At 34.4% G+C, this 26697-nt stretch carries 19 protein-coding genes; 6 read left to right on the top strand and 13 right to left on the bottom strand.

The genetic code is table 11. From position 1 onward, the window contains the following. Window positions 1-399 precede the first annotated feature (399 nt). The 4 genes from ACTJIW_RS20085 to ACTJIW_RS20100 all read left to right on the top strand — a co-directional run bounded on the left by ACTJIW_RS20085 (window position 400) and on the right by ACTJIW_RS20100 (window position 4098). Window positions 400-891 carry a Panacea domain-containing protein gene (locus tag ACTJIW_RS20085; protein ID WP_440716857.1) on the top strand — a complete coding sequence of 164 codons (492 nt, stop codon included), beginning with the start codon at window positions 400-402 and terminating at the stop codon, window positions 889-891. Further along, a complete protein-coding gene (locus tag ACTJIW_RS20090) occupies window positions 882-1328 on the top strand; it encodes a hypothetical protein (protein WP_440716833.1) in 447 nt (148 codons plus the stop codon). The genes ACTJIW_RS20085 and ACTJIW_RS20090 overlap by 10 nt, the downstream gene beginning before the upstream one ends. 102 nt (window positions 1329-1430) lie before the next feature. Then, complete coding sequence (locus ACTJIW_RS20095) at window positions 1431-3035, top strand: class I SAM-dependent methyltransferase (protein WP_440716834.1); 1605 nt, start codon at window positions 1431-1433, stop codon at window positions 3033-3035. Between the two features lie 142 nt (window positions 3036-3177). Then, window positions 3178-4098: a bifunctional helix-turn-helix transcriptional regulator/GNAT family N-acetyltransferase gene (locus ACTJIW_RS20100; protein ID WP_440716835.1), complete on the top strand. Its 921-nt coding sequence runs from the start codon at window positions 3178-3180 to the stop codon at window positions 4096-4098. A 208-nt stretch (window positions 4099-4306) separates the two neighbouring features. Here the strand turns inward: ACTJIW_RS20100 and ACTJIW_RS20105 are convergent, their stop codons facing one another. The 8 genes from ACTJIW_RS20105 to ACTJIW_RS20140 form a co-directional block, all read right to left on the bottom strand. Next, window positions 4307-5815, bottom strand: a complete 1509-nt coding sequence (locus ACTJIW_RS20105) for an aminotransferase class V-fold PLP-dependent enzyme (RefSeq protein WP_440716836.1) — start codon at window positions 5813-5815, stop codon at window positions 4307-4309. A gap of 12 nt (window positions 5816-5827) precedes the next feature. Next, the gene (locus ACTJIW_RS20110) at window positions 5828-7828 is read right to left on the bottom strand and encodes a cytochrome c biogenesis protein CcdA (RefSeq protein ID WP_440716837.1); all 2001 of its coding nucleotides are present in this window, start codon (window positions 7826-7828) and stop codon (window positions 5828-5830) included. Window positions 7829-8091: 263 nt separating this feature from the next. Next, on the bottom strand, window positions 8092-10881 hold the full coding sequence (locus tag ACTJIW_RS20115; RefSeq protein ID WP_440716838.1) for a M16 family metallopeptidase: 2790 nt from the start codon (window positions 10879-10881) through the stop codon (window positions 8092-8094). A gap of 113 nt (window positions 10882-10994) precedes the next feature. Beyond that, complete coding sequence (locus tag ACTJIW_RS20120) at window positions 10995-12131, bottom strand: redoxin domain-containing protein (RefSeq protein WP_440716839.1); 1137 nt, start codon at window positions 12129-12131, stop codon at window positions 10995-10997. 96 nt (window positions 12132-12227) lie between these two features. After that, the gene (locus ACTJIW_RS20125; protein ID WP_440716840.1) at window positions 12228-13427 is read right to left on the bottom strand and encodes a redoxin domain-containing protein; all 1200 of its coding nucleotides are present in this window, start codon (window positions 13425-13427) and stop codon (window positions 12228-12230) included. A gap of 65 nt (window positions 13428-13492) precedes the next feature. After that, entirely contained in the window at window positions 13493-14899 is a 1407-nt protein-coding gene (locus tag ACTJIW_RS20130) for a RagB/SusD family nutrient uptake outer membrane protein (RefSeq protein ID WP_440716841.1), read from the bottom strand. Window positions 14900-14917: 18 nt separating this feature from the next. Next, entirely contained in the window at window positions 14918-18505 is a 3588-nt protein-coding gene (locus ACTJIW_RS20135) for a SusC/RagA family TonB-linked outer membrane protein (protein ID WP_440716842.1), read from the bottom strand. Window positions 18506-18677: 172 nt separating this feature from the next. Then, complete coding sequence (locus ACTJIW_RS20140) at window positions 18678-19829, bottom strand: FecR family protein (protein ID WP_012024079.1); 1152 nt, start codon at window positions 19827-19829, stop codon at window positions 18678-18680. Window positions 19830-20108: 279 nt separating this feature from the next. Here ACTJIW_RS20140 and ACTJIW_RS20145 point away from each other — a divergent pair, with 279 nt between their 5' ends. Further along, a complete protein-coding gene (locus tag ACTJIW_RS20145) occupies window positions 20109-20720 on the top strand; it encodes an RNA polymerase sigma factor (RefSeq protein ID WP_012024078.1) in 612 nt (203 codons plus the stop codon). A gap of 9 nt (window positions 20721-20729) precedes the next feature. Here ACTJIW_RS20145 and ACTJIW_RS20150 read toward each other — a convergent pair whose 3' ends face one another. Further along, window positions 20730-21080: a gamma-glutamylcyclotransferase family protein gene (locus tag ACTJIW_RS20150; RefSeq protein WP_440716843.1), complete on the bottom strand. Its 351-nt coding sequence runs from the start codon at window positions 21078-21080 to the stop codon at window positions 20730-20732. Beyond that, window positions 21081-21830: an MBL fold metallo-hydrolase gene (locus ACTJIW_RS20155; RefSeq protein WP_440716844.1), complete on the bottom strand. Its 750-nt coding sequence runs from the start codon at window positions 21828-21830 to the stop codon at window positions 21081-21083. Between the two features lie 103 nt (window positions 21831-21933). Here ACTJIW_RS20155 and ACTJIW_RS20160 point away from each other — a divergent pair, with 103 nt between their 5' ends. Further along, window positions 21934-22809 carry a LysR substrate-binding domain-containing protein gene (locus tag ACTJIW_RS20160; RefSeq protein ID WP_012024075.1) on the top strand — a complete coding sequence of 292 codons (876 nt, stop codon included), beginning with the start codon at window positions 21934-21936 and terminating at the stop codon, window positions 22807-22809. A gap of 94 nt (window positions 22810-22903) precedes the next feature. Here the strand turns inward: ACTJIW_RS20160 and fsa are convergent, their stop codons facing one another. The 3 genes from fsa to ACTJIW_RS20175 form a co-directional block, all read right to left on the bottom strand. Then, the gene (gene fsa, locus ACTJIW_RS20165; protein WP_012024074.1) at window positions 22904-23560 is read right to left on the bottom strand and encodes a fructose-6-phosphate aldolase; all 657 of its coding nucleotides are present in this window, start codon (window positions 23558-23560) and stop codon (window positions 22904-22906) included. 318 nt (window positions 23561-23878) lie between these two features. Continuing rightward, complete coding sequence (gene xylA / locus ACTJIW_RS20170; RefSeq protein WP_440716845.1) at window positions 23879-25204, bottom strand: xylose isomerase; 1326 nt, start codon at window positions 25202-25204, stop codon at window positions 23879-23881. A gap of 9 nt (window positions 25205-25213) precedes the next feature. Continuing rightward, on the bottom strand, window positions 25214-26695 hold the full coding sequence (locus ACTJIW_RS20175) for a xylulokinase (protein WP_440716846.1): 1482 nt from the start codon (window positions 26693-26695) through the stop codon (window positions 25214-25216). Between the last annotated feature and the right edge of the window lie 2 nt (window positions 26696-26697).

Genomic DNA, 26697 nt, shown 5'->3' on the forward strand with positions numbered 1-26697 from the left:
GTTACAATTAATAACAACGAAAAAATAAATTTTGTTGCAAATTATACTTATATTTGCAACCCATTTATTTTCATTTAAAAATGAAAATTTAAATATCCAAAACAATTTAATATGGTTTTATTCTGCAAGGGTAAATGATAATTTATATTTACTTAGGACTTAATATTTGCATCAAAATCAAAACCAAAAACCATAATTATCAACAGTAACTAACCATTTATCAATTAAATACAGTTATTTTGATACGCATCAAATTGTTAATAACCTCCTTTAAAAGTTAATAACTAACGAAAAAAATCGTAAATTTGCAATATGAATATCGCTACAAATAAAATTATCAATTCTATTTTATTCTTTACTAATAAGTCTGAGAATAAATCTATTAACAGATTAAAGTTAATGAAACTTCTTTGGCTGTCAGATAGAGTTCATTTAAATAAGTATGGACGATTGATTTTGAAGGACTCTTACCGAGCTTTACCTCATGGCCCTGTACCTTCTGCAACGATGGATTTCACCAAAAGCAGTAATCCTGATAACTTCAATGTTGTTGGACACGATATTAAAGCCGAAAAAGAATTTGACGAAAGATATTTTTCAAAATCTGATATAGAAGTAATGAATTCTATTTGGGAAAAATTTGGCAATCTAAATCAATTTGCTTTGAGAGATTTATCACATAAGTTTCCAGAATGGCAGAGATTTGAAAAAGACTTAAATATAGATTACTTACCAAACAGCTACAGCATGGTTATGGAAGATTTCTTTGTAATTCCTCAAGATTTAATCGACGAATATAAGACAATCTTTTATATTGAAAATGCTGTAGAATCATTAAGTCATTTTCGTTCATACAATGAAATTCAATCAAACTTAGATGCATGTCATTAATTCCGGCTCAATTTGTTATTCAAACTACATTAAAAGTCGGAGTAATTTATAAATTTATTGCCCCAGAACTTATTGGTACTGCGATTCCCCATTATTTTATAGTTGTTGCAATTGACAATGAAGATAACTATATGGTATTATGCACAACTCAATTAGATGCTAAACTAATGCATATTGCTCATAAAAGATATCATTCAGACACTTTGGCCTTTATAGCTCCAACTGAGAAAAACGGATTAACTGAAAAAACGTATGTAAATTGTAATGATTATTATACAATTACTAGAACTGAACTTATCAGAAAAATTGAAACGTCAAGCTTTGAGATTAAAGGAAATTTAACTAAAGAGGAATATGATAAAATTAGATTTTCAATTGATCTAAGCCATGTAAATGATATACCAACATTTATGCTTAAATATCCAGAGGATTTATAGATATTCAGCTATAAAAATTCAGTCATTTATACTCTAGCAAAACTGACTTGCGTTAGGTAAGAAAAAATTCATTATTTTTAAACTAACCTTCATTTTTGTACTATGGCTGATAAATCAAAATTTTTAAGTTCTATTTTTAGGCATCTTGATGGCCTTGTAACTGCTCCTGTGGCAATTGCATTTAAAAATAAATCTGTTTTAGAATTTATCTTAAATAAAGAAAAACTCACTTTATCTGAGCTTACTGCTGCTTTTAATGCCAATGAAGGATATCTGAATGTGGGTTTAAGAGTTTTGGCGTCTCAGGGTTTTCTGGATTATGAAGTTGATAATCAAACACAGGAAATTACAATTTCGGTAAACGAAAAAACCGAAATGGCTTTTTCATTGTTTCATCTTTATGAAGATGTTGTGGCTTTACTTCATTTATCGATTCAGTTCCATCCTCGTTTGTTTGAAGATGTTCCGTTTGAGAAACTCAATCTTATTTTTGAAAAATATAAAACGAGATACGGAATCGAACCGTCAGCTGATCCGTTGAAAAACAGCATTCAGGAACAGATTTTAAAACATATCGAAGGTTATTTAATTGGACCTACAATAGTTCGTCTGGCAATGAACGGCATGTTTCATAAATATTTTATGGAAACTTCTTTCAGACCCGAAGAGTTTCATAAATCGCCGGAAAACTTCAAAAAAATATTAGACTTTTTTGTTCATCTGGGCTGGTTTATCGAAAAAAACGGCAATTATCAGTTTACCGAAGCTGGTTTGTTTTTTGCCAAAAGAGCCAGCGCTTACGGCGTTACGGTTTCGTATTTACCGACATTTGCCAAAATTGAAGAATTAATTTTTGGTAATCCGGATGTGTTAAGAACCGCCGAAGGTGAAAACGAACTTCATGTAGATCGTGAAATGAATGTTTGGGGAAGCGGAGGCGCTCACGACACTTATTTTAAAGTCGTAGACGAAATTTTGATCAAGCTTTTTAATCTTCCAATTGAAGAACAGCCAAAAGGAATCCTGGATATGGGCTGCGGTAACGGCGCCTTCTTACAGCATATTTTTGAAGTGATCGACAGGCAGACTCTTCGGGGAAAATATTTAGATGAATATCCCCTATTTCTCGTTGGTGCCGATTATAATCAAACCGCTTTAAAAGTTACCAGAGCCAATTTAATAAAAGCTGATATTTGGGCAAAAGTAATTTGGGGCGATATTGGACGTCCGGACATATTGGCCAATGATCTCAAAGAAAACTATAATATTGATTTGAAAGACCTCTTGAATGTAAGGACTTTTTTAGACCATAACCGAATCTGGCAGAATCCAATTCATGTTAATAAAAACAGAGTCAGTAAATCTACAGGTGCGTTTGCTTACAGAGGAAAAAGAATCAGTAATAATCTCGTTGAAGATAATCTGCTGGAACATTTACAAAAATGGTCTCCGTATGTGCATAAATTTGGTCTGCTTTTAATTGAACTTCACACCATAAATCCTAAACTTACTGCCGAGAATATAGGCGGAACTCCTGCAACGGCTTATGATGCCACTCATGGTTTTTCTGATCAGTATATTGTTGAAATTGATGTCTTTAATGCCATTGCAGCAGAAGCAGGATTATTTCCGGATAAATCTGTTTTTAAGCGATTCCCAAATGCCGATACCGCTACAGTAAGTATTAATTTGCTGAAAGGAAAATAGAGTTCAAAAACCTTTTTAAAGCATACAAATACAAAGTTTCTATGTGTTTAAAAAAATTACTTTCGCAAAAACATTTTCAATATAGTTGACAAAAGCAACTAATTATATATATTTGCATTTCTATAATGCAATATTTTAAATTATGACTACTACAACTTCAAAAATTAGAAGTTTTAACCGTTTTTATACTTCTCATTTAGATTTATTAAGCCAGCATTATCTAGAAAGTGATTACTCAGTAACTGAAGTTCGAATTCTTTACGAAATCAGCGAGAACAAAACTATTACCGCTCAAAATATAACCGAAATCCTCAATCTCGACAAAGGATATGTAAGCCGGATTATGAAACGTTTTTTAAAAGACAATCTTATCAAAAAAGCGGCTTCACCAGATGATAAACGTGCTTTTAATATTGAACTCAGCAGTTTAGGAAAACAATTGCTAAGTTCGTTGAATGCCAAAGTAAATGAACAGATTGAAGATAAAATTGAAAATCTGAATTTCTTCGAGAAAGAGAATCTTGTCAATTCGATGCATACTATAAAAAACCTGCTCTCTGAAAGTAAACCGCTTCGAAGTGATATTACGTATCGTCATGAAATTAAACCGGGCGATTTTGGTTATATTATTTATCTGCATGGAATTATTTACAGCAATGAATCGAATTTTTCTAATGAATTTGAAAAATATGTCATTAAGACTTTCTATGATTTCTTAGAAAATTATTCTCCAGATTATGACCGTATCTGGATAGCAGAATATAATAACAAAATTGTGGGCTGTATTGCTATTCAGCATCAATCAAAAGACGAAGCGCAGCTACGATGGTTTCTACTTGATCCGTCATTTAGAGGTTTGGGAATTGGTAAAAAACTATTGACAGATGCGGTAGATTTTTGCCGTGAAAAGAAGTTTAAAAACGTGTTTCTGCTTACAACAAACATGCAGGACAAAGCGCTTGAAATGTATAAAATAGCTGGTTTTAAACTCACAGAATCTACAGAAGTAAACCAATGGGGAAAAACGTTTAAAGATGAACGTTACGATCTTGATTTAGCGTGATTTTAGTTTTTTTTAAAGCTTCAGAGAAGCTTAATATTTATAGCAATATACATTTACAATATAAAGGTCCAGCGGAGTGACCTATTTTCTAATATAGATATGCCGCTCCCCTGGGGTTTATGCAGATAAAAAACAAATATTCCTCCAGCCAAAAAAATAAAAAAGAAGCTGTTCTACATTTGGAACAGCCTTTCTTATATACAAAAATCTAAGCCAAAGAAAACCAACTTTTGACATCGTCTTCAATGGTTTCTTTTACCAAAAGATTATCAAATTCGTTGGTTGCAGGATTATATTGATACGCTTTCTGCCAATCCTGAATATTTAAAACGATTTGTTCAACGGCTTTACAAATAAACAAAAGTTCTTCATTTTTCATAGTTGGATGAAGTGAAACCCTTACCCAGCCCGGTTTTTCGGTTAAATTTTTCTGAAGGATTCCGTTTGTGATTTCGGTTGATTTTTCTTCATCAATATTCAATAAAAAATGAGCGTATGTACTGGCACAAGACCACCCGCCACGTACCTGAATTCCGAAACGGTCATTTAATAATCGTACGATTAAATTGTAATGAATATTCTTGATTGTAAACGAAACGCAGCCAATTCTTTCTGTTTTTAAATCTCCCAGAATGGTTAAACCCTTTATTTTCTGCAATTCAAAAAAACAAAGATCAAGCAGTTCTTTTTCTCTGTTTTTCATGTTTTGAACATTCATTTTATTTTTCAGTTCCAGACACAAAGCAGTACGCATAACCTGTAGAAATCCCGGTGTTCCGCCATCTTCTTTTACTTCAATCGCATCGCTGTAATGGTATCCGCCCCACGGATTGGTACATTTTACATTTCCTCCGCCCGGATTATCCGGAAAATTGGATTGGTATAATTTTTCATTGAAAATTAAAATGCCGCACGTTCCGGGACCGCCCAAAAATTTATGAGGCGAAAAGAAAATCGCATCCAATTGTTCTTTGGGATCTTCCGGATGCATATCAATTGAAACATACGGTGCTGACGCTGCAAAATCTACAAAACAATAACCGCCGTTTTGATGCATTATTTTGGCTAATTCATGATACGGCGTAATAATTCCCGTAACGTTCGAACAAGCGGTAAATGAGCCAATTTTAAGCGTTCTGTTTTCGTATTTTTTGATTTCTTCGGCCAATATCTCTGGATCGACTAAATTGTCTTTTCCGCAGGGTAAAACCACAACATCGGCAATGGTTTCGTACCACGGAACCTGATTGGAATGATGCTCCATGTGTGTGATAAAAACTACCGGCCTTTCATCTTCAAAATTGATTTTTACATTGAAAATATTGTCTTTAGAACGCAGTCCCATAATGCGCTGCAATTTATTTAAAGCCGCCGTCATTCCGGTTCCTGTTGCTACAAGACAATCGGATTCATTTGCATTTACATGCTTCTTTATCAGTTCTCTTGCGTGCTGATAAGCATAAGTTGAAGCTTTTCCGGTTTGGCTGGAAAAAGAGTGCGTATTGGCGATCATTGGGCCAATTTTTCGAAGCATAATATCTTCAATCGGGAAATATAATCTTCCGCTGGCAATCCAGTCTGCATACAGTACATTCTGCGGGCCGTAAATCGATTCGAAACTGTGATTGACTCCAATTGTATTTTCTCTAAATTCAGAAAAATAATTTTCGAGTTCGCTTGGTTTTGTATTCAAAATAGTATCCATTTCATTTATCATCTTAAAAGCATTTTACTTTTTAAAGTTTTTAATACCGCTTTGAAGCCAATTGTAATATTCTTCGATATCAGGATTATACGCTGAGGTTTCTGTTAAAGAATTATTTGCATGATCTACAATTACATAAAACGGCTGTGCATTTGCTTTATAAGTTTTAATCTGTAAATCGCTCCATTTGTTCCCGATGGTCTTAATTTTTTTTCCGGTTGTTTCAGAAACATATTGTTCACTTTCCGGCAGTTCTTTTTTATCATCAACATAAAGCGAAATCAGAACCACATCATTATTTAAAACATCAAGAACTTTAGAATCTGACCAGACTAATTCTTCCATTTTTCGGCAGTTTACGCAGGCATATCCGGTAAAATCTAATAAAACCGGTTTTCCGGCTTTTTTGGCAAATTCCATTCCTTTATCGTAATCATGAAAAGTAATGATATTCTGCGGTCCGTATTCTGCGCCTTCAGGCAAAGCAGATTTCGTTGTTTCGGCTGTATTTTTAGCACCTAATCCGTCTGGAGATTCGCTGTAATGCATTGACGGAGGAAATCCGCTGATTAATTTAAGAGGTGCGCCCCAAAGTCCCGGAATTAAATAAATGGTAAACGTTAAAACGATCAATCCGAAACTTAACCTTCCTACCGAAATATGGTTTAAAGGCGAATCGTGAGGTAAAGTAATTTTTCCGAATAAATAAAAAGCCAAAGCTCCAAAAACGGCAATCCAAATGGCAAGAAAAACTTCTCTTTCTAACCAATGCAATTGCAGAACCAAATCGGCATTTGATAAAAATTTGAAGGCTAAAGCCAATTCTAAAAAGCCTAAAACTACTTTTACGGTATTGAGCCATCCTCCTGATTTTGGCAATGCGTTTAACCAGCCCGGAAATGCTGCAAATAATGAAAACGGCAGGGCAATGGCGATTGAAAATCCTAACATTCCAACAATTGGCGCAATCCCGCCTTTTGAAGCGGCTTCGACTAATAAGGTTCCTACGATTGGTCCTGTACATGAAAAGGATACAATGGCTAAAGCCAAAGCCATAAAGAAAATACCGATTAATCCGCCTCTATCGGCTTGTGAATCGACTTTATTGGCTAATGCATTTGGCAGCATAATTTCGAAAGCGCCCAAAAAGGAACACGCAAAAACAACCAATAAAATAAAGAAAATCAGATTGAACCAAACGTTAGTTGAAAGTGCATTCAGCGAATCGGCACCAAAAACTGCAGTTACGATTGAACCTAATAAAACGTAAATAATTACGATTGAAAATCCGTAAATCATGGCATTACGAATTCCGGCTGCTTTGGTTTTACTCTGCTTGGTAAAATAACTTACCGTCATTGGAATCATTGGGAAAACGCAAGGCGTTAAAAGCGCTGCAAATCCTGATAAAAAGGCAATAATGAAAATACTCAATAATCCTCTGGACTCTTCTTTCTTAATGGGATTTACTGCTATTTTTTCTGGTTTATCTACGGCTTTTACAAATGTTACATCTTCAGCAACAGCCGAATCTTTTTTTGCGGCTGGAATTTCTTCGGCAGAAGCCAATTTCTTTTCTGCCGGAATTTTAAAAGTTAATTCTTCTGTTGTTGGCGGTAAACAATTGCTGTCATCGCAAACCATAAAATCAACATCGGCTGTAATGGATGAAACGTCAGAAATCAGTTTAATTTTTTGGGTAAAAACGGCTTTGTCTTCAAAATATTTGATTTTCATATCGAAGATTTTGTCGATCGTTTCATGACCTTTTTCTTCGGTTGTTTTTCCCACTAATTCGAATTTCTTAGGCGTATTTTTAAAGGTAAAAGCGGTTGGCGAAGGTCCTCCTTCTTCAATGTATTGTCCGTACAAATGCCAGCCTGATTGTATTACAGCTTTGGCTTTTAAAATATATTCTTTATCTGAAATTTTCTCTACAGATGCTGACCACTTTACGGGATTGTACATTTGACCAAACATACTCGCCGAAAGCAGTAAAAGGAAAGTTAATATGCTATTTTTCATTGTTTTTTGGTTTGCTTTTTTACAAAAAAGAGCTGTTGGCAAAAACAGCTCTCTTGAAGGTCTTTCATAGAAAATGGCTTACTAATTCAGATTTTAAAATGAAAATAATGAAAGACGACTATTAAAATAAATTTTAGATTGTTGATTTTAGATTTTAGATTTAGTCTCAGTATTCAGTCTCAGTTTTCAGTTGCAGTCTGCAGATTACAGCGAACTGAACACTGAGACTGAAAACTGAACACTGGAACTGTAAACTAAAAAGACTACTTTAAAGGATTCCCGTCTTTATCCAAAGAACCTGCTTTGATGATAATCATTTTGTCTAACTGGATGTATTTTTTAACGGCATCGTTTACCTGCTGCAAAGTCACTTTTTCGATATCTTTTGGATATTGCTCGATGTAATTTGGCTCCAAGCCTCTTTCTACAAAACTTAAAATAGTTCTTGCCATTCCGCTTGTGGTTGACATTCCTACTTTAAAGCTTCCAATTAAATTGGTTTTCTTGTTTTCTAATTCTGTTGCGGTGATTCCGTCTTTAACCCATTTATCTACCTGAACTTTTGTAGCGTCTAATCCTTTTTGAAATAATGCCGGATTGAATGAAGCGTTTACAAACCAGTAACCGCCTGTTGTAATATTTCCTCCTAAACCAGATGAAATACTATAGGTTAAACCGTCATTATCACGAACGGTCTGCATTAAACGTCCGGCAAAACCTGCTCCTAAAGTATAGTTAGCAATGTAAAACGGAATATAATCGACATCGGTTCTTTTTAAACCTGTGTATTGCCCAATGAATAATTCGGCACTTGGTTTTTCCGGAATTGTTACTACTTCTGTTTTTGAATTGGCTTTTACAGCTTCTTCAAATTTCATGTTTTCTACTACTCCGCCATTCCAGTTTTTGAATGATTTTTTTAAAGAAGCATTTAAATTAGAACCTTCTGTATCGCCTACAATAACTAAATGCATTGAAGCCGATCCGAAATATTTTTTATGAAAAGCTTTTACTTCGTCTAAAGATGCATTTTTAATATTGGCAATGTTATCTTCAACACTTAAACTGTAATTTGGATTTGCTTTTGGATAAATAGCCTGCGATAATGCAATGCTTCCTCTTTCGCCCGGATCGTTTAAATTCTGTTGTGTATTCCCGATAAACTGCTGTTTTAAGTTTTCAAATTCTTTGGCATCAAACAAAGGATTTCTTAATTCTTCTGCCAGTAAAGTAATCACCTGATCTAAATCTTTTTTCAGGCATTTAAATCCAATATTGATTTTAAAAGTTGAGGCATTTACGCTTAAGTTTACGCCCAATTTTTGGAGTTTTTCAGAGAATTTAAACTTGTCATTCAACGTAGTTCCTTTTGATAACATTGACGCTGTTAAAGACGGAATCATATTATTTTTACCTTCATTTGCATAATTTCCTAACGAAATACTTGCCGCAACGGTTACGAAATCTTTAGCCGAAGTTTTTACCGAAATGACATCAATTCCTGATACTTTTTCTCTTTTGTAAGCCGAAGCTGTTTTTTCGATTATTGTATCATCAAAAGCGATTTCTGTTGTGTTTTTTTGTTCCGATAAAATAGCTGATCCTGATTCTTCGTGTACATGTCCGTCTTCTGAATGTCTGTAATAAAACGGTCCGTTTTCAGGAATAAAGTGGTTTGCGTTTGCAGTATCCTGATTTTGGTTTCCTGATTGTTTCGGAATAAAATACCCCGTTGTGCTTTGGTCTTCAACTAAATATTTTTGTGCTACGCGAAGAACATCTGCCGGAGTTACTTTTTTCAATCTGTCAACTCCTGTTACATAATCTGTCCAGTCGCCGGCTGCAATGGCTTCGTTTAATTCTGATGCAATTACGCCAGAACCGTCTCTTGCTAAAATGGTCTGCGCACTAATTTTGGCAACTACTCTGTTTACCTCATCTTGTGTTACGCCTTCTTTTTGGATTTTTGCTACCACTTCGCTGATTTTTGCATCGATATCTTCATGTTTTGATGAGGATGGAAAACCAACTCCGATAGTAAAAAGACCGACTTCTTTGAAATTTGTTGCACTTGCATACGTATAAATTCCTAAACGGCTGTCAACGAAAGTTTTATTTAAAATTGCAGACGGCCCGGAACCTATAATTTCTCCTAAAATATTTAAAGCAGGAAGATCTTCGTGTAAAGCGCCCGGAATTTTATAAGCTTTGTTTATTACGCCTAATTCTCCCGGTTTTCTCACTACAATTTTACGCGCGCCATATTGCTGCGGTTCCTGCGTGTATGGCTGCGGCATTGCGTTTGGTGCTTTTGTAATTTTACCGAAATACTTTTCGATTAAGTCAAAAACGTTGTCTTTTTTAAAATCTCCAATAATGGTTAAAGTGGCATTATCAGGCCAGTAATAGGTATTATAGAAATTACGTAAAACTTCGATTGGTGCATTCTCAATATCCGATTTCCAGCCAATTGTCGAGTGATGATACGGGTGTGCAATGTATGCCGAAGCCCAGATTTCTTTGTCTAATAAGCTATTTGGATTATTTTCACCGCGTTCAAATTCGTTACGCACAACAGTCATTTCGGCTTCTTTATCTTCTTTTAATAATAAAGAATTACGCATTCTGTCGGCTTCAATTTGAAGTGCCAGTTCGATTTTATCGCTCGGAAGTGTTTCGAAATAATTCGTACGATCATACCAGGTTGTGGCGTTTAACTGCGCTCCTGTATTTTGCAAAACATCTGTAATTGTGTTTCCGTTTTTTTTGTTAAAACTCGGCGTTCCTTTAAACATTAAATGTTCTAAAAGGTGTGTCGATCCTGTGTTTCCTAAAACTTCATGTTTAGAACCTACACGATATACAATCTGCACTGTTGCAACAGGTGAAGCATTGTCCTGCAAAAGCAAAACATTCATACCGTTTGGCTGATATAAATATTCTTCTATTCCGCCTAATTCTTTTATTTTCTTGAAGTTAACTGATTTATTCTGCGCAGAAACAAGCGTGCAGAATGCTAGTGAGCAATAGCCCAGAAGGATGTGTTTTTTCATTTTTTTGAGAGATTTTTTCTTGAGTTTTCAGTCGCAGTCGCAGTTTTCAGTTATCGACTGAACAGATTAAACCAAACTGAGACTGAGACTGAAAACTGCGACTGAATACTAATTTACGATTTGCTGAAAATTTCTTTTAGTTTTGATTGTAATTCTGCTTCTCTAAGGTTTTTAGCAACAATTTTTCCGTCTGGACCAATTAAGTAATTCGTTGGTACCATTTTTACTCCGTATAAAACAGCAGCTTCGTTCTGCCATCCTTTTAAATCAGAAACATGAGTCCAGGTTAAACCGTCTTTTTCGATTGCTTTCTGCCAAAGGTTCTTTTTATCATCTAAAGAAACTCCCAAAACATCAAATCCTTTTTCGTGATAGGTTTTATAAGCTAAAACTACATTTGGATTTTCTTTTCGGCATGGTCCGCACCAAGAAGCCCAAAAATCTACCAGAACATATTTTCCTTTATAATCTGAAAGTTTCACTACTTTTCCGTCAATATCGGTTTGAGAAAACTCTGGAGCTGTAACGCCTACAGCTGTTTTTTCGTTAAGATCGATGGCTTCTTTTAACTGTTTTCCGTAAATTGATTTTTGTACGTCCGGAGATAAAACGGCATAATACATTTTTACCTGTTCCGGAGTTCCATACGATACAATTCGGTCATTGATTATTAAAGCAGCACCTACTTTATCTTTATTTTTTCGGATGTATTTATCGGTTAAATCATCAGCGAAAGCGGCAAGATCTTTCCATTTTTTATCCATCATGGTTTGCTGTTCAGCTGTTAATTTTACTTTTCCGTTTTGAGTTAAGGAATCAGATAATTTGTAGACTGGACCAGCGATATTCTGGATTTTTTTGAATTCGTTATCGTAGTATGATTTGTAAATATCATTTTGCGGCGCTCCACTGATTTTAGCTTTAAAAATAGAATCTTTTTTAGCTTCAATTTTAATGTCTTCGTTCTCTAAAAGAAAGAAAGCCCCATAATCTTCTCCTTTTAATTTAAGAGAATACAGTAAAGGTTCTGAAACTTTTCCTTCAAAAGTAAAAGTTCCTCCTTCTTTAATTTGTGCAGAATCTGCTATTTGTTTATTTCCTTTTTCATCTGTGTTTTCAAGATAAACCATTCCTTTGTCTAATCCGGCAATAGTACCGTTGATTGTGTAACCTTCTTTTTTAGAGCAAGAAGTAATTACAGATGCAAGTGCCAATACAATTAATGACGATTTTAAGATTGTACTTTTCATGTGAGTTATTTTTTTAGTTTTTTTGTCTCAGTTTTCAGTCCCAGTTTTCAGTTACAGTGTTGATTGAGACTGTAAACTGCGGCTATAAACTTAAAATTAAGATTTTAATAGTTCTTTTAATTTTGCTTCTAATTCTGCACCTCTTAAATTATCGCTGATAATTACACCTTTACTATCAACTAAATAGGTTGCCGGAATTGCTTTTACATTGAATGATTTGCTTACTTTGTCATCATCTAAAAGATTATGCCATTGCATATTTTCTTGTCCTAATGCTTTCTGCCATGCTTTTTCGTCTTTGTCAATTGAAATACTTAAAATTTCAAATCCTTTTCCAGAATATTCTGAATAGGCTGTTTTTAGGTTTGGAATTTCTTTTCGGCATGGTCCGCACCAAGAAGCCCAAAAATCAACCAAAATGTATTTTTTCCCTGCTGTAATATCTTTTGCAGCATATGGTTTTCCGTCTTTGTCTTTTAAACTGAAATTAGCAATGCTGGTTCCAATTAATGATTTCGGATTTAAATCTTTATCTAAAATTTGCCCGTAGTAACTTTTCTTTGCTGTTTCAGAAAACTGATCGTACAATGGTTTTTGTTCTGGTGTAAAATAACTGTAATTTGTCATCATAAAAAACGGTCCCCACCAGGTTTCTTTATGTTTTGCAATAAGATCTAATGTTGTTTTTTCTACTTTGGTAAAAAATGCTTTTTCTTTTGCTTCAAAAACTTTCCATTGTTCAGTGCTGTAAAGAGAGTCTAAAGCTTTTTTATTTCCTTCTTTTCTGGCTTTACCTACTTTATTGCTCAATTCATCGATTCCAACATGGTAAGCTGCATAATCTTTATCTAACTCTGTTTTAAAAGCGGTTTCTTTTACATAATAATCATGTGATTTTGAACCTGTAACTGCTATGTCTTTAAATTTAATATACTGTCCTTCATCATTTGAAACACTGCCGGAAGCAGTAATTTTTATTTTAGAATTTTCTGCCATTACAGAAATGTTTCCTTTGTTTTTGCCAAAGATAATATAGAAAAAACGCGGTTCTTTTAATTTTCCTGTAAAGGTAAATTTACCATCTTTCAGCGTAGTTTCTGCAACCGGCAGTTCTGATGAATGTGTACCGCCCGGAATTAATTTTACAGTTGTTCCTTCTTCAAGACCTGTAACGTTTCCTTCAATTGTATAAGATGCCGCTGCCGGAGCTGCTGTTTTTTTCTTTTGTGCCTGACTGTTTGAAACCATAAACAAACAGATGCACAAAGCTGTTATTTTATATTTAATTGTATTCATTTTTGATCGATGTTTTATAGAAAAGCTTCCTTTTCAGGATTCCTAATCGGGAAGCTTTTGAATTATTATTTATCTACATTTTGTGTTAATGTTCCGTTTCCTGGATTTTGTGTTGCTCCTTGTGGAAATGGCATTGTCCATAAATGAGAATCTGATTTTAAAGTATAGGTATTTCCGTTTGCTGTTTTAGTATAACTTACTTTATAAACACCTTCGGCATTTAAACGGCGTGCATCTGCAAAAGGAATCAGCGTATTAATCAGTTCGTTGTTTTTTGTTCTAAAAATAGCATCCAGAGCTGTTGTTTTATCTGAAGTTGAAATATCCTGATAAGAGGCAGGAAAAATACGGGTTTTACGTACTGTATTTAAAACTCCCAGCGCTTCACTGATCTGCCCTGCACGTGCAAGACATTCTGCTTTAATTAAATACACTTCTACAGTTGTAATACCACCAAAATTAAAAGCTCCGGACAGTGTTCTTCTATAATACGTTTCTGCTCCAACGGTGTAAATTTTCCAACGAGAAATAAAACGTGCATCTCCAGCTTCAAAACGTTGCGCGCGTTCTACCGGAATACTATTTTCTGTTGTTAAACTAGAATACGTTCCATGACGATAGGTATAGTTTTCTACATAATTATATCCCATTGGAGATACTGTTGTAGTATACGAATTAGGAATATCTATAACTGCTTTGTTTGTATTGTAATATCCAATCCAGTCGTACAATTTATTGTTTTCTGACAATGCTAAATCTGCATATTTCAGGGCTTCTGTATAATTATTCATCTGTAGATATACTCTTGCATAAAATGCGTAACCTGCCCCTAAATTTGGATGCAAAGCAGTTTGTGAAACTTTTGGCAGATATGGCAAAGCTTCTTTAACATCATTCAGGATAAAATCATAGATCTCCTGAATCGTTACTTGTTTACTTGGCGCATTAATATTGGCACTTGTAATTAAAGGAACTGATAATTTTGTTGAAGCTGTAGATGCAGTATAAGTATCTGCATAAAAATTAGCGAGATTAAAGTAATTCATAGCACGCAATACTTTTGCTTCTGCCCAGACTATTCTTTTTTCGGCATCAGTTCCGGTAGTTGTGGATAAGGCATTTTCGATAATTAAATTAAAAGTCGCAATTCCGGCGTAACCTGCATAATAAGCGGTTTCGTCTGATACTTTAAACGAAATACGATCTGCATTTTCGTCCCACATATAATTGGCATTATACAATCTATTGCTTGCTAAAGAGGCAACTGTAACATATTGATCATTTAATAATTGTGACGCTCCGGTAATATCAATTCTGTGATTGGTGTATTCGTCACGTAAAAAAGCTTCATAATCTGCTAATGTTGTGGGTGTTTTAAAACCCTTTGGCACATCATCCAGATAATTATCACAAGAGACTAAAGTCAATCCTAAAGCTATTAAGCATGCTGTCTTTTTATATATATTTTTCATCGTCTAGTCTTTAATAAATTAGAAATTAACATTTACACCCAAAACAAAACTTGGAGATATGAAACCGCCCAGCATATATTTAGCGTCTCTGCTTTTGGCAAAAGTGTATACATTTTCTGCATTTAAATTAAAACGCACTCCGTCTAGTTTTGCTCTTTTAATAAGGTCTTTTGGCATTTGATACGCCAATGAAACGTTGCTTAATCTCACATTTGATGCATCCAGAATATTAATGTTTGAATATGAATAAATAGTGTAAGAATCTGAATTAAATTCCGGATCATATTCATAAACTGCTCTTGGAACATTTGTAAATGCTTCGTCGCCTGGCTGCATCCAACGATTTGCGATATTGTTGTTTACTACTGAAATATCGGTTACGTAACCTCCTGCAGCTCCGTTATAACTATTTTTCAACATTGGCAGAAAAGTATTTCTAACTTTATGTCCTAACTCATAAACAAAAAGTGCCGAAAGTGAGAAGTTTTTATAATTAGCAGAAGTATGGAAAGAACCGCTGTGAATAGGAACTGTTGATCCATAATCCTGAATAGCATCCAGCTGGCCCGGATTGTATTTTACTGCTGTTCCAGATGCATCATAAACCTGAGGTATTCCTGTACTGCTTAAGCCTGCCCATTTATAACCATAAATTGTGTTGTAGCTGTTTCCTACTCTTGGGAAATCTTGAGGATAATCTAACTGCAGATAATAAACCGGAGCTTTTACATTGACGTAATCTACTTTGTTTTTGTTGTTAGCATATAAAACGGCTGCATCCCATGAAAATGAAGGTGTTTTTACAATAGTACCACTTAAACTGACTTCGATACCTTTGTTTGTCATTTCTCCATTGTTAAGCGTATAAGTAGAATATCCAAATCCTTCGGTTGGAATTCCCTGGCTTCTTGCTAATAGATCTTCTCCTTTTTTGTTGTACAAATCTAAGGTTCCGCTTATCCTTCTTTTAAACAATGAAAAATCTAAACCAATGTTTTTTGTTGTCGTTTTTTCCCAAGATAATTCTGGGTTTGGTCGTTTATTAACAGTTCCCTGATTTCCTCCAACATTTGAATTTGAATTGTAATAGGCTGTAAGATATGGCGCTGAATCTTTGGCAATATTTCCTCCAATACCATACGATCCGCGAACTTTTAGGGCATCTACCCATGAAACTGCAAAAAATGATTCTTTATCGATATTCCACGCTGCTCCTGCTGACCAGATGGGTTTATTTTGGTATTTGCTGTCTGTTCCCCAAAGATTAGAACGATCCCAGCGTACACTTCCAGAAACATTATATTTTTTATCAAAAGTATAACCTCCTGTTCCATAAACTGAAATATAACGATTTTGTAATTCTTTTTCCAAAGAAAACTCATCTTGCACCATGTAACCGCCAAAAACAGTTCCATAAACTTTTAGTAAATCAACCTGGTTAATAGGTGCAAAACCTAAAGTCTGGCTGTCATATCCGTATCGTGTATTGTTGCTGAACTCTTGTTTTGAATGACGAATTTCCATACCGGCAATAGCAGAAAAATCGTGTTTATCAGCAAAAATCTGATTGAAATTTAACTGCTGACGGAAATTATAAGCATTAGAAAACTGGTTGGTTTCTTTTATAATATCTCCGTAAGGCAAATTATAAACGGCTTTGTTATTGGCAATCGTTACCAATTGGTTAACTCTGTTTCTAACATAATAAGAATCTTTTTCATACAACTGGCTTGCACGATCTGAACTGTATTCGTATTGAAACATTACATTGTAAGTAAACGCTTTGCTGAATTTTACATTAAACTTGGCAAAAGTTCTGTTTAAGAAATTTTTAGTCTCATTTAAATTTCTTCCAAACTCGTCCATTGGTGTAATATCCATATTGTACAAGCCATAATTCTGCATCGATTGCAGCGTATAATTATTATAACGAGAAGCTGCTGTAGAAACAAAATTAGTTCCGTCGTTGTTTACTAACTGATTATACGGCTGATATTTAAAATACGAATTTGATAAATCAGGATTTAGTGCTAAAAAGCTTTGTGTATCGCCTTTTCCGTAATTAATATAAGTTCCTAAGTCTAAAGACAGCCAGTTATTAATTTCTGTTGAATTTTTTAAATTAATTCCCACTGACTGATTTTCAGAGTATCTGTTTTCAAGTTCATTATTTTTATAGGTAAGCGAAGCGTTAAATGTATTGTTATCTGTTGCTTTACCTAAACTAACATTATGCTGCATAAAATACTGATCGCGTTTTGCATATCTGGCAATATCATCGAAGTATTTATATCCCTGAGAACCCAGCTGGTTTAAACGATTGTTCATTTCTGTTTGAGAAATGTTTCCTGCATAACCGTTTAAAATAGTCTGCATTCCTAAACTGGTAAAAACTGCGTTATTTAATAATGATTGTGAATATGTCGCTGCATTTGCTCCTTTTAAATTAGGATTTCCATCTGCCCATCCTCTTTCTAAACCAATAATATCAGCAGAATCAGTAAGGTTTCCGGTGTAATTTCTATAAGGTGTAATGGTTAAATTACTAGAGAACGAAATGTTTGTTTTTCCTGCTTTTGCTTTCTTAGTTGTAATAACGACAACCCCATTTGCGGCACGTGAACCGTAAATAGACGAAGCTGCTGCATCCTTTAAAACCGTAATGGTTTCAATATCTTCTAAGTTCAGACTTGGAACATTTTCTTCTATTGTAGAAAACGGAGTCAATTTTGTATTTTCTATCGGAAATCCGTCAACAACATACAAAGGAGATGTTACGCCAAGCATAGATGTTGTACCACGAATTTTTCCATCCTGATAACCCACAATACGACCTTCTAAAATTTTATCTAAACTGCTTAAACGCTGTTCCTGAAAATCTTTTGCTTTTAAATTTGAAAAAGATCCGGTTGCCTGCTCAGCCGAAATATTTTGGTAACCTGTTGTTAAAACAATTTCACCTAGTTGAAGTGTTTCTTCTTTAAGCACAACATTGATTACGCTTCTGCCTTCAACTTTAATTTCTTGTCTTACGAATCCTAAATAAGAATATGCTAAAGTAGTTTCGCTGCTTACTGCAATAATTTGATATTCTCCGTTAAAGTCTGTATTTACGCCTCTTCCAGAACCATTATCAGCAACTGCGGCACCAACTAAAGGCATTCCTTTTTCATCGGTAACACGTCCTTTTACGATAAAATCTGCCTCTTCTTTTTGTGACGTTACAGGTTTTTCTGCCGGAGCTTTTTTTGCCATTAATACAATATGGTTTCCCGAAACTTTATAATCTGTTCCGGTATTGCCAAAAATGGTATTTAAAATCGTCTCGATCGAAACATTACTTTCATTTACATAAATAGTTCTGTTTAAATCAACTGATTTTACATTATAAACAAATCTGTAATTGGTAGTGTATTCTAATTTTTCGATGGCTTTTGCAACCGTCATATTATTAGCACTGAAAGACATTTTTGCTTTTTGCGAGTAGGTTACACCCGCCTGCATAACCGTGAGAGTGGTTAATAGAAATAATGTGGTCAATTTCATCTTCAAATCGAATTTCAAAAAAGGTTTGTCGAACCTAATTCTGTTCAATAGTTTTTTCATACTTTTAAAATGTTTTTTAATGTTGGTTGGTTAATTAACTGATCGCATTTATTCTACCGGGAAATGTTGGCGCATTTTCCGGTTTTTTTTATCTAATGCCGATCCTTCTTCTTTGGATTTTTGTTACATAGGCGTTTTTTTAATTGTTAATTATAAATTGTTAATTGATAATTTACTTTATTGTAATCTTGTCTCTGTCAATTATATAATCAATAGCATAACTGTCGCTGAAATATTTGAGCACCACTTCAATAGGTTCATTATCAAAACGGGCGTTAAAAATTTCTTTTCCAAGTACTTTGTTTTTATTGATGAAAGTTACATTGTAACGTCGTTCCAGTTTTTTAATAATATCATCAAACGAAGCATTTTTGAATACTAAACTTCCTTTTATCCAAGCTGTATAATATTCTGTGTTAACCTGCTCTGTTGTAATTTCTGACTGTCCTCTTTCGTTTGAGCCTTTTTCTCCAGGTTTTAAATACACTTGGTTTTCTTTGGTTTTCTGATCTTTGTATAAAGACACTTTTCCTTCAACCAAAACAACATCAGTTCTTGGATTTTCACTATACGTATCTACATTAAATTTAGTTCCCAAGACCTCAACATTTACATTCTGCGTGTTTACATCAAACGGATGTTCTTTGTCTTTTTCAACTTCAAAAAATGCTTCTCCAAGAAGATAAACTTGTCGGTTTTGATTTTTAACAAACTGAACCGGATATCGCAGCGATGTTCCTGCATTTAAATGCACAAGTGTCCCATCTGACAATTGTACCTCAAACTTTTTTCCGTACGGAATTTTGATTGTATTGTAAACTAATGCGCCTTTGGCATAAGCTTTCGTATAAACCAATCTGTCTTTTTCCTGTTTTCCAATTACATTTCCGTCTTTATCAGTTATAGTTCTGGCTTCGTTTGGGTCAAGATTCTGCGATTCGTCACCCAGCTGCAGCACAATTTCATCTTCTCTCGGAATTATTACATTTTGTTTTGACTGTATTGCAGTGGTTGAATTTTTGTAAAAATAAAATCCGCCCAAAGCCACGATCAAAATCGCTGCATATTTGTAATACGATGAAAATCTTCTTTTATAAAAAACGTTATTCTCTTTTCTGATTCTTTCTGAAAGTTGTTTTCTGACTTCGGTAGAATCAAAATTGTTCAAAGCGGTATCTATTGCGTAATTGGTTTTTACAAAATCCTTAAACACAAGCTGATTTTCATCCTCTTTTAACCATTCGGTCAAGGCTTCGATTTCCTCCTGACTCGCCTGATTTGTGATAAATTTAACAATTAGTCTCTCTGACTTTTTTACTGTCATTTTAGTTATTTTTAATATTATTACGAAGCCAAAAAACAAAACCCTAACAATTTGATAAAGTTTTTTTCATTTTGATGAATTTTTTATTTTTCACAAGTTTTTTCTTTCAATAAATTCTACTAATTTGATAGAAATAAAAGAGTAAATGTTTTTATCTTTGCATTTTTTCAGTTTTTTATTTGTAATAATTTTCAAATAGAAAATGAAAAAAACAGCTAATTTGCCTCAAATACAGCCTCTATTTAAGCCTTAAAAATTATAATTTATATATTTGTTTCTATGATAAATGCCGACTACAACAATAACGCTGTATTAATTGAGTCTCTTAAAAATGGAGATGAAATGGCATATACTTATTTAATCGATACCTATCATCATAAACTTTGCGTTTATGCTAACAGCTTGGTAAAGAATGTTTACAGTGCAGAAGATATTGTACAGAATGTTTTTATTAAGGTTTGGGAACAGCGCACGAGATTAAAACCGGAGCATTCGTTAAAAAGTTTTCTTTATAAAATGACTTATAACGAGTTTATCGATTTGTATCGAAAAAACCAGTCTTTGTTTTCATTAGAAAAATCGTATTATGACGCTTTGAACGGAATTGTTCAGGAAGAAGATTCAGAAGCTTTTCAGAGGGTTTTAAATGCGGTAAATAAAGAAATTCAGAATCTGCCTCCAAAATGCAAAGAGGTTTTTATTTTGAGTAAAAAAGAAGGTTTGACTAATATCGAAATCGCCGAGCATCTAGATGTTTCTATAAAAACCGTTGAGGCTCAAATTACTAAAGCTTTTTCTATTCTAAGAACTTCCTTAGAAGAAAAGGTAAAAAGTGTTTTGTTTCTTTTGTTTTCGGCTAAAAAAAAATTCAGACTAAGTAAATTAATCTGAATTTTCCTTTTATTGTTTTAAAGCATAAATAAACCCTGTTCCCTTTTCTCCGTTTTCGAGTTCATATTCCGTTTGAATTCGCGTATAACCGTCGCCTTCAAATTCGTCGAGATAATCCCAGTTTGCTGTGAGATCTTCAGAGAAAAGTACATAACAATTGATGGTTTCTGCTTCTTCTATATTTACAGGGATAAAACCATGATATCCTAAAGATGATCCCCAGCCTCCTTCCTGCAGTTTCCCTTTTATAATTGCTTTCTGCCATTCTCCTTTAATAGAATCCATAACCGAATGATTGGATTCGCCCGGTGCCAGCGAACCATAAATAATTAAAGCCGGCATTGATTGTAAATCTTTCATTTATGACACGTATTCCATTTTTTGTTCAAAAAATTCCAAAACCGGCATTTTCATATCGTGGTAAAAAAGCACTTTCCAGTTTTCGTCTTTTGCCTGCAGTTCCCATTTTTTTCGGGATTCCATAGCGCGTTTTCCATCAAAGTCGGTTTTGTAAGCAACGTGCATTGACCAGTATATTTTTTGAGGCAGATCGTCTGCGCCGTAAAAAACAATTTCATCATTGGCTTTGATCCAGAAAACCTGATGATATTTGGTATGTCCGGCCGAAACTTCGTAGAAAATTTCATTAGTAATCTGTCCGCTGTCATCATGCATTAATTCAACATTAGGCAGTTTTTTGAGCTCATTTAAAATCTCAAAAACATAAGACGGATTATTGATTTGTTCTAAAGCAAAATCTATTTCTCGCTCCTGAATGTAAATCTTAGCATTTGGAAAATTACAAACAAAGTTTCCATTCTCAAAATAACCAATTCCTTCGATATGATCTTTGTGCAGATGCGAAACCAAAACCTTTGTTATTTGCTCCGGAGCAATATTATTCTTTTTCAGCATTTCATGAATAAACGGGATTCCGTCATTCATAAATCCTAGACCAAAATCTAATAATATGACATCGTTATCTGTAATAATCACAAAAGGCTGAATTGCCATTTTAAGGCCTGTCTCGGTTGTTTCTTTTGTAATCAGCTTAAACTCTTTTTTAGAATCAGCTATATAATTTCCTTCTTGTAAAGCTATAATTTTCATTTTTGTTCTGCTTTAATTTTGCGACACTACAAAGTTCTTAAGATTTTCTATATTTGTAAAACCTTATTTTTCGATAAAATCAATCGATAAAACCGATTTAGAAATGGAACTTCGACAGCTTAAATATTTTCTAAAAGCAAAAGAATTACTGAATTTTACCGAAGCTGCAACTGCACTTCACATCAGTCAAAGCACTTTATCACAACAAATTAAACAATTGGAAGATGAATTGCAGGTACCGCTTTTTAATAGAATTGGAAAACGAATTACACTTACGGAAGCTGGAGATTTATTTTCGGTTTACGCGCAACAGTCTGTTAACAAAGCAACGGACGGTTTTGAACTTTTAAAAGATTTGAATAATCTTGAAACCGGAAAAGTAGCGATTGGTGTGACATACGCACTTCGTCATGTGGTTACAAAAGCGCTTATTTTATTTAGTTCTGAATATCCTAAAATTCAATTCGAAATCGTCTTTGGAACTTCGCAGGAACTGATACAGAAACTAAATCTTTTTGAGCTTGATGTGATTCTGACTTTTGAAGAAATTGCTTCTGAGGCGCATTTTAAATATAGGGAATTATTTACGTCTCCTATGGCTTTGGTTACCTCAACAGAAACATCATTTACCAACAAAAAAAGTATTTCTTTGAGTGAAGTCAGTTCCCTGCCGCTCGCACTTCCTTCAAGTGGTTTCAGTACTACACAGTTTATAAATAAAGCTTTTAAAAAAGACAATCTCAATCCGAAAGTTACGATTGAAATTAATGACATTCCCACTTTGCTGGAATTAATCAAAACGGGAAAATGGCATACCATTTTAACTAAAACAACAATCGAAAACGAAAAAGATTTGCATGCTATTCCCATAAAAGGAGAAAACATGACCAGAACCGCAATGCTGATTTCTTTGAAAGAAGTGTATGAGAAAAAAGCGGTGATTGCGTTTTTGAAAACGCTGATGGAAAATTTGAAATAAGTTTTTACGTCATTATTTAAAACTTATCATGCTTTAGTAAAAAAAAAGCCCCTTTCAATGCGAAAAGGGCTTAACTGCGTGTTGTATTTAGAGTTTAGAGATTCATTTTTTTAGCATCTTCAACAAATTGTTTCAAACCAATATCTGTTAATGGATGTTTTAGTAATCCTTTAATTGCCGAAAGCGGTCCGGTCATTACATCTGATCCTACTTTAGCACAATTTACAATATGCATGGTATGCCTTACCGAAGCTGAAAGTATCTGGGTTTGGTAATTGTAATTATCATAGATTTCTCTGATTTCTTCAATAAGATGCATTCCATCTGTTGAAACATCATCTAAACGGCCTAAAAATGGAGAAACATAAGTCGCTCCTGCTTTTGCTGCCAATAATGCCTGACCAGCAGAAAATACTAGAGTTACATTGGTTTTAATTCCTTTAGAAGAAAAATATTTACAGGCTTTTACACCGTCGCCAATCATAGGCAGTTTTACCACAATCTGCGGATGTAAAGCTGCAAGTTCTTCACCTTCTCTTACCATTCCTTCAAAATCAGTCGAAATTACTTCAGCCGAAACATCTCCGTCAACGATATTACAAATGTCAAGATAATGTTTTAAGATGTTTTCTTTTCCTGTAATTCCTTCTTTGGCCATTAAAGACGGATTGGTGGTTACGCCGTCTAAAACGCCTAAAGCCTGCGCTTCTTCAATATCCTGAAGGTTGGCTGTATCAATAAAAAATTTCATGTTTTTTAGTTTAAGTTAAAAGTTTTTTTGCGTAAAAAAACTTTGTCAAATTTTAAACTTTGACAAAGTTCTCAGCATGCTGCAGTGAGTGAAAAATGTGCATTTCGATCGATTCTAATCTTCAAAAAACCTTTAATAAAAAAATAACTCACTTATTATTTTATTAAACTGACTTTGTTTCTTTTGTTTGATTTTCAAAATAGTAACTAAACCTTCAACCTATTTTTTTAAATCTCACTTTCAAAACAAATCATAATCTTAATACACATTCTCTCAATTTTATCTCACTATATTTTTGATATTAAAATCTAAAACCAATTAAATATATTGGTTGATGATATTTTCAAACAATTCTTGTTTACCGCTTTGAAGATTTAATTCTCCGTTTTCGTGAGCGATAGTATAAAGATCTTTAAGGCTTAATTTTCCATCAGCAAAATCTTTACCTTTTCCAGAATCAAATGAACTGTATCTTTCTTTTCTTAATTTTTCGTAAGGAGAAGAAGTGATGATTTTGTCTGCAGTCAGTAAAGCTCTTGCAAAAGTATCAGCACCGCCAATGTGCGCTAAGAAAACATCTTCTAAGTCTGTAGAATTTCTTCTAATTTTAGCATCAAAGTTAACTCCACCACCTTGCAATCCGCCAGCTTTTAAGAAAACCAACATCGCTTCAGTAGTTTCTTGGATATTATTTGGGAATTGGTCTGTATCCCATCCGTTTTGGTAATCTCCTCTGTTCGCATCGATACTTCCTAACATTCCGGCTTTTGCAGCCACTTCCAATTCGTGTTGGAAAGTATGTTGTGCCAATGTAGCGTGATTTACTTCAATGTTGATTTTGAAATCTTTGTCTAAACCATAATTTTTCAAGAATCCAATTGCAGTAGCCGAGTCAAAATCGTATTGGTGTTTTGATGGTTCCATTGGTTTTGGCTCGATAAAGAAAGTTCCTTTAAAACCTTGCGCTCTTGCGTAGTCTCTAGACATTGCAAGGAATTGTGCCATGTGGTCTAATTCTCTTCCCATATCTGTGTTTAGTAAAGACATATAACCTTCTCTACCTCCCCAGAATACATAGTTTTCTCCGCCTAAAGCGATTGTTGCATCAAGCGCTAATTTTACTTGTCCTCCAGCTCTTGCTACTACATTAAAATCTGGATTTGTAGCCGCTCCGTTCATGAATCTTGGGTTTGAGAAACAGTTTGAAGTTCCCCAAAGTAATTTAATTCCAGAGTCTGCTTTTTTCTGTTTTAAGTAATCTGTAATAAAAGCCAAACGTTTTTCTGATTCTGCAAAAGTTGCTCCTTCAGCAATCAAATCATAATCATGGAAACAGAAATAATCGAATCCCATTTTGCTGATAAATTCAAAAGCTGCATCTGCTTTATCTTTTGCAGCCTGATACGGATCTGAAGACTGATCCCAAGCAAATTGCTGTGTTCCTGGTCCAAAGGGGTCGCTTCCTTGTCCGCAGAATGTATGCCAATATGCGATAGCAAATTTAAAGTGCTCACGCATTGTTTTTCCAGCTACAACTTGATCTGGATTGTAATATTTAAATGCCAGTGGATTATCAGATTCTTTTCCTTCAAATTTAATTTGGCCGATACCTTTGTAGTATTCTTTATCTCCTAAAACTATCATTTGATTTTTTTATTTATTTGTTAATATTAATTCTAATTCTTGTTTCCATTTTTTATAAGCCGTTTCGTAAGGTTCTTTGTTGTGAAGCGGTAAAAACGTCATTACATGGTCATTATCACTCACATTAGCACCAAACTTGCTGTAATCACCATCTTTTAAACCAACTGCTCTCGCAGCGCCAACAGCTCCTGTGGTATTGTAAATTTCGATTTCATGGCCAATTAAAGTCGCTACGGTATTCGAGAAAATCTCCGAACGGAAAAGGTTATCATTTCCCGCTCTAATCACATTAATCGTTGCATTGTCGTCTTTTAAACATTCCATTCCGTATACAAACGAAAAAGCAATTCCTTCAAGAGAAGCTCTAAACAAATGTGCGCTGTTGTGAATATTTAAGTTGAGGTTTAAGAAATGTGTTCCAATAGTTTTATTATTGAACATACGTTCTGCGCCATTTCCAAACGGAATCACGACTACACCTTCTGATCCAACCTCAACATTTGAAGCTTTTTCATTCATCACCTCATAACTTTCATTCCCCATATTATTACGAAGCCATCTGTACTGAATTCCTGCTCCGTTAATATTTAAAAGTTTACCCACTCTTGGCGTTTCCAATTCGTAGTTTACGTGAACGAAATTGTTTACTCTTGTGCTTTTTCCAGAAGACATTTCGCTTACCGCATAAAATACGCCCGAAGTTCCGCCCGTAGCTGCAACTTCTCCCGGATTTAAAACATTTAATGACAATGCATTGTTTGGCTGATCTCCCGCTCTGTACACAATCGGAATTCCAGCTGGAAGACCAGATTCAACAGAAGCTTTTTCAGTAACAACTCCCTGATTCGTGAAATTTTCTACGATTTTTGGCGTCAATGATTTGTCGATTCCGTAATATTCTAAAAGCCAGTCGGCTGTTTTATTTTCTTTGTAATCCCAAAGCATTCCTTCAGACAAACCGTTTTTGGTTGTCGTTACTTCGCCTGTCAATTTCAAAGCGATGTAATCTCCCGGAAGCATATATTTAGAGATTTTATTGTAAACTTCAGATTCGTTTTCTTTAACCCATTTCAGTTTTGAAGCGGTAAAATTCCCTGGCGAATTCAATAAATGCGACATGCATTTTTCTTCTCCAATTTCGGCAAAAGCCTTATTTCCAATTTCCACCGCACGGCTGTCACACCAAATAATTGAATTTCGAAGTGCGTTTCCGTCTTTATCGACAATCACCAATCCGTGCATTTGGTACGAAATACCAATTCCCTGAATTTTAGAGGCATCAATATTAGCTTCTTTAATCGCTCTTTTAGTCGCTGTACAAATGTGCTGCCACCAGATTTCAGGATCCTGTTCTGCCCAATCCGGGTGAATCGAAAGGATTTCCATTTCGTTCTGTGGTTCATTCAAAACGATTATTTTTTTACCCGTTTCTGCTTCTACCAAGGCTGCCTTGACAGAAGAACTTCCAATATCATATCCGATATAATACATAC

It is taken from the genome of Flavobacterium sp. 22659, assembly GCF_052044235.1.
Lineage (GTDB): Bacteria > Bacteroidota > Bacteroidia > Flavobacteriales > Flavobacteriaceae > Flavobacterium > Flavobacterium johnsoniae.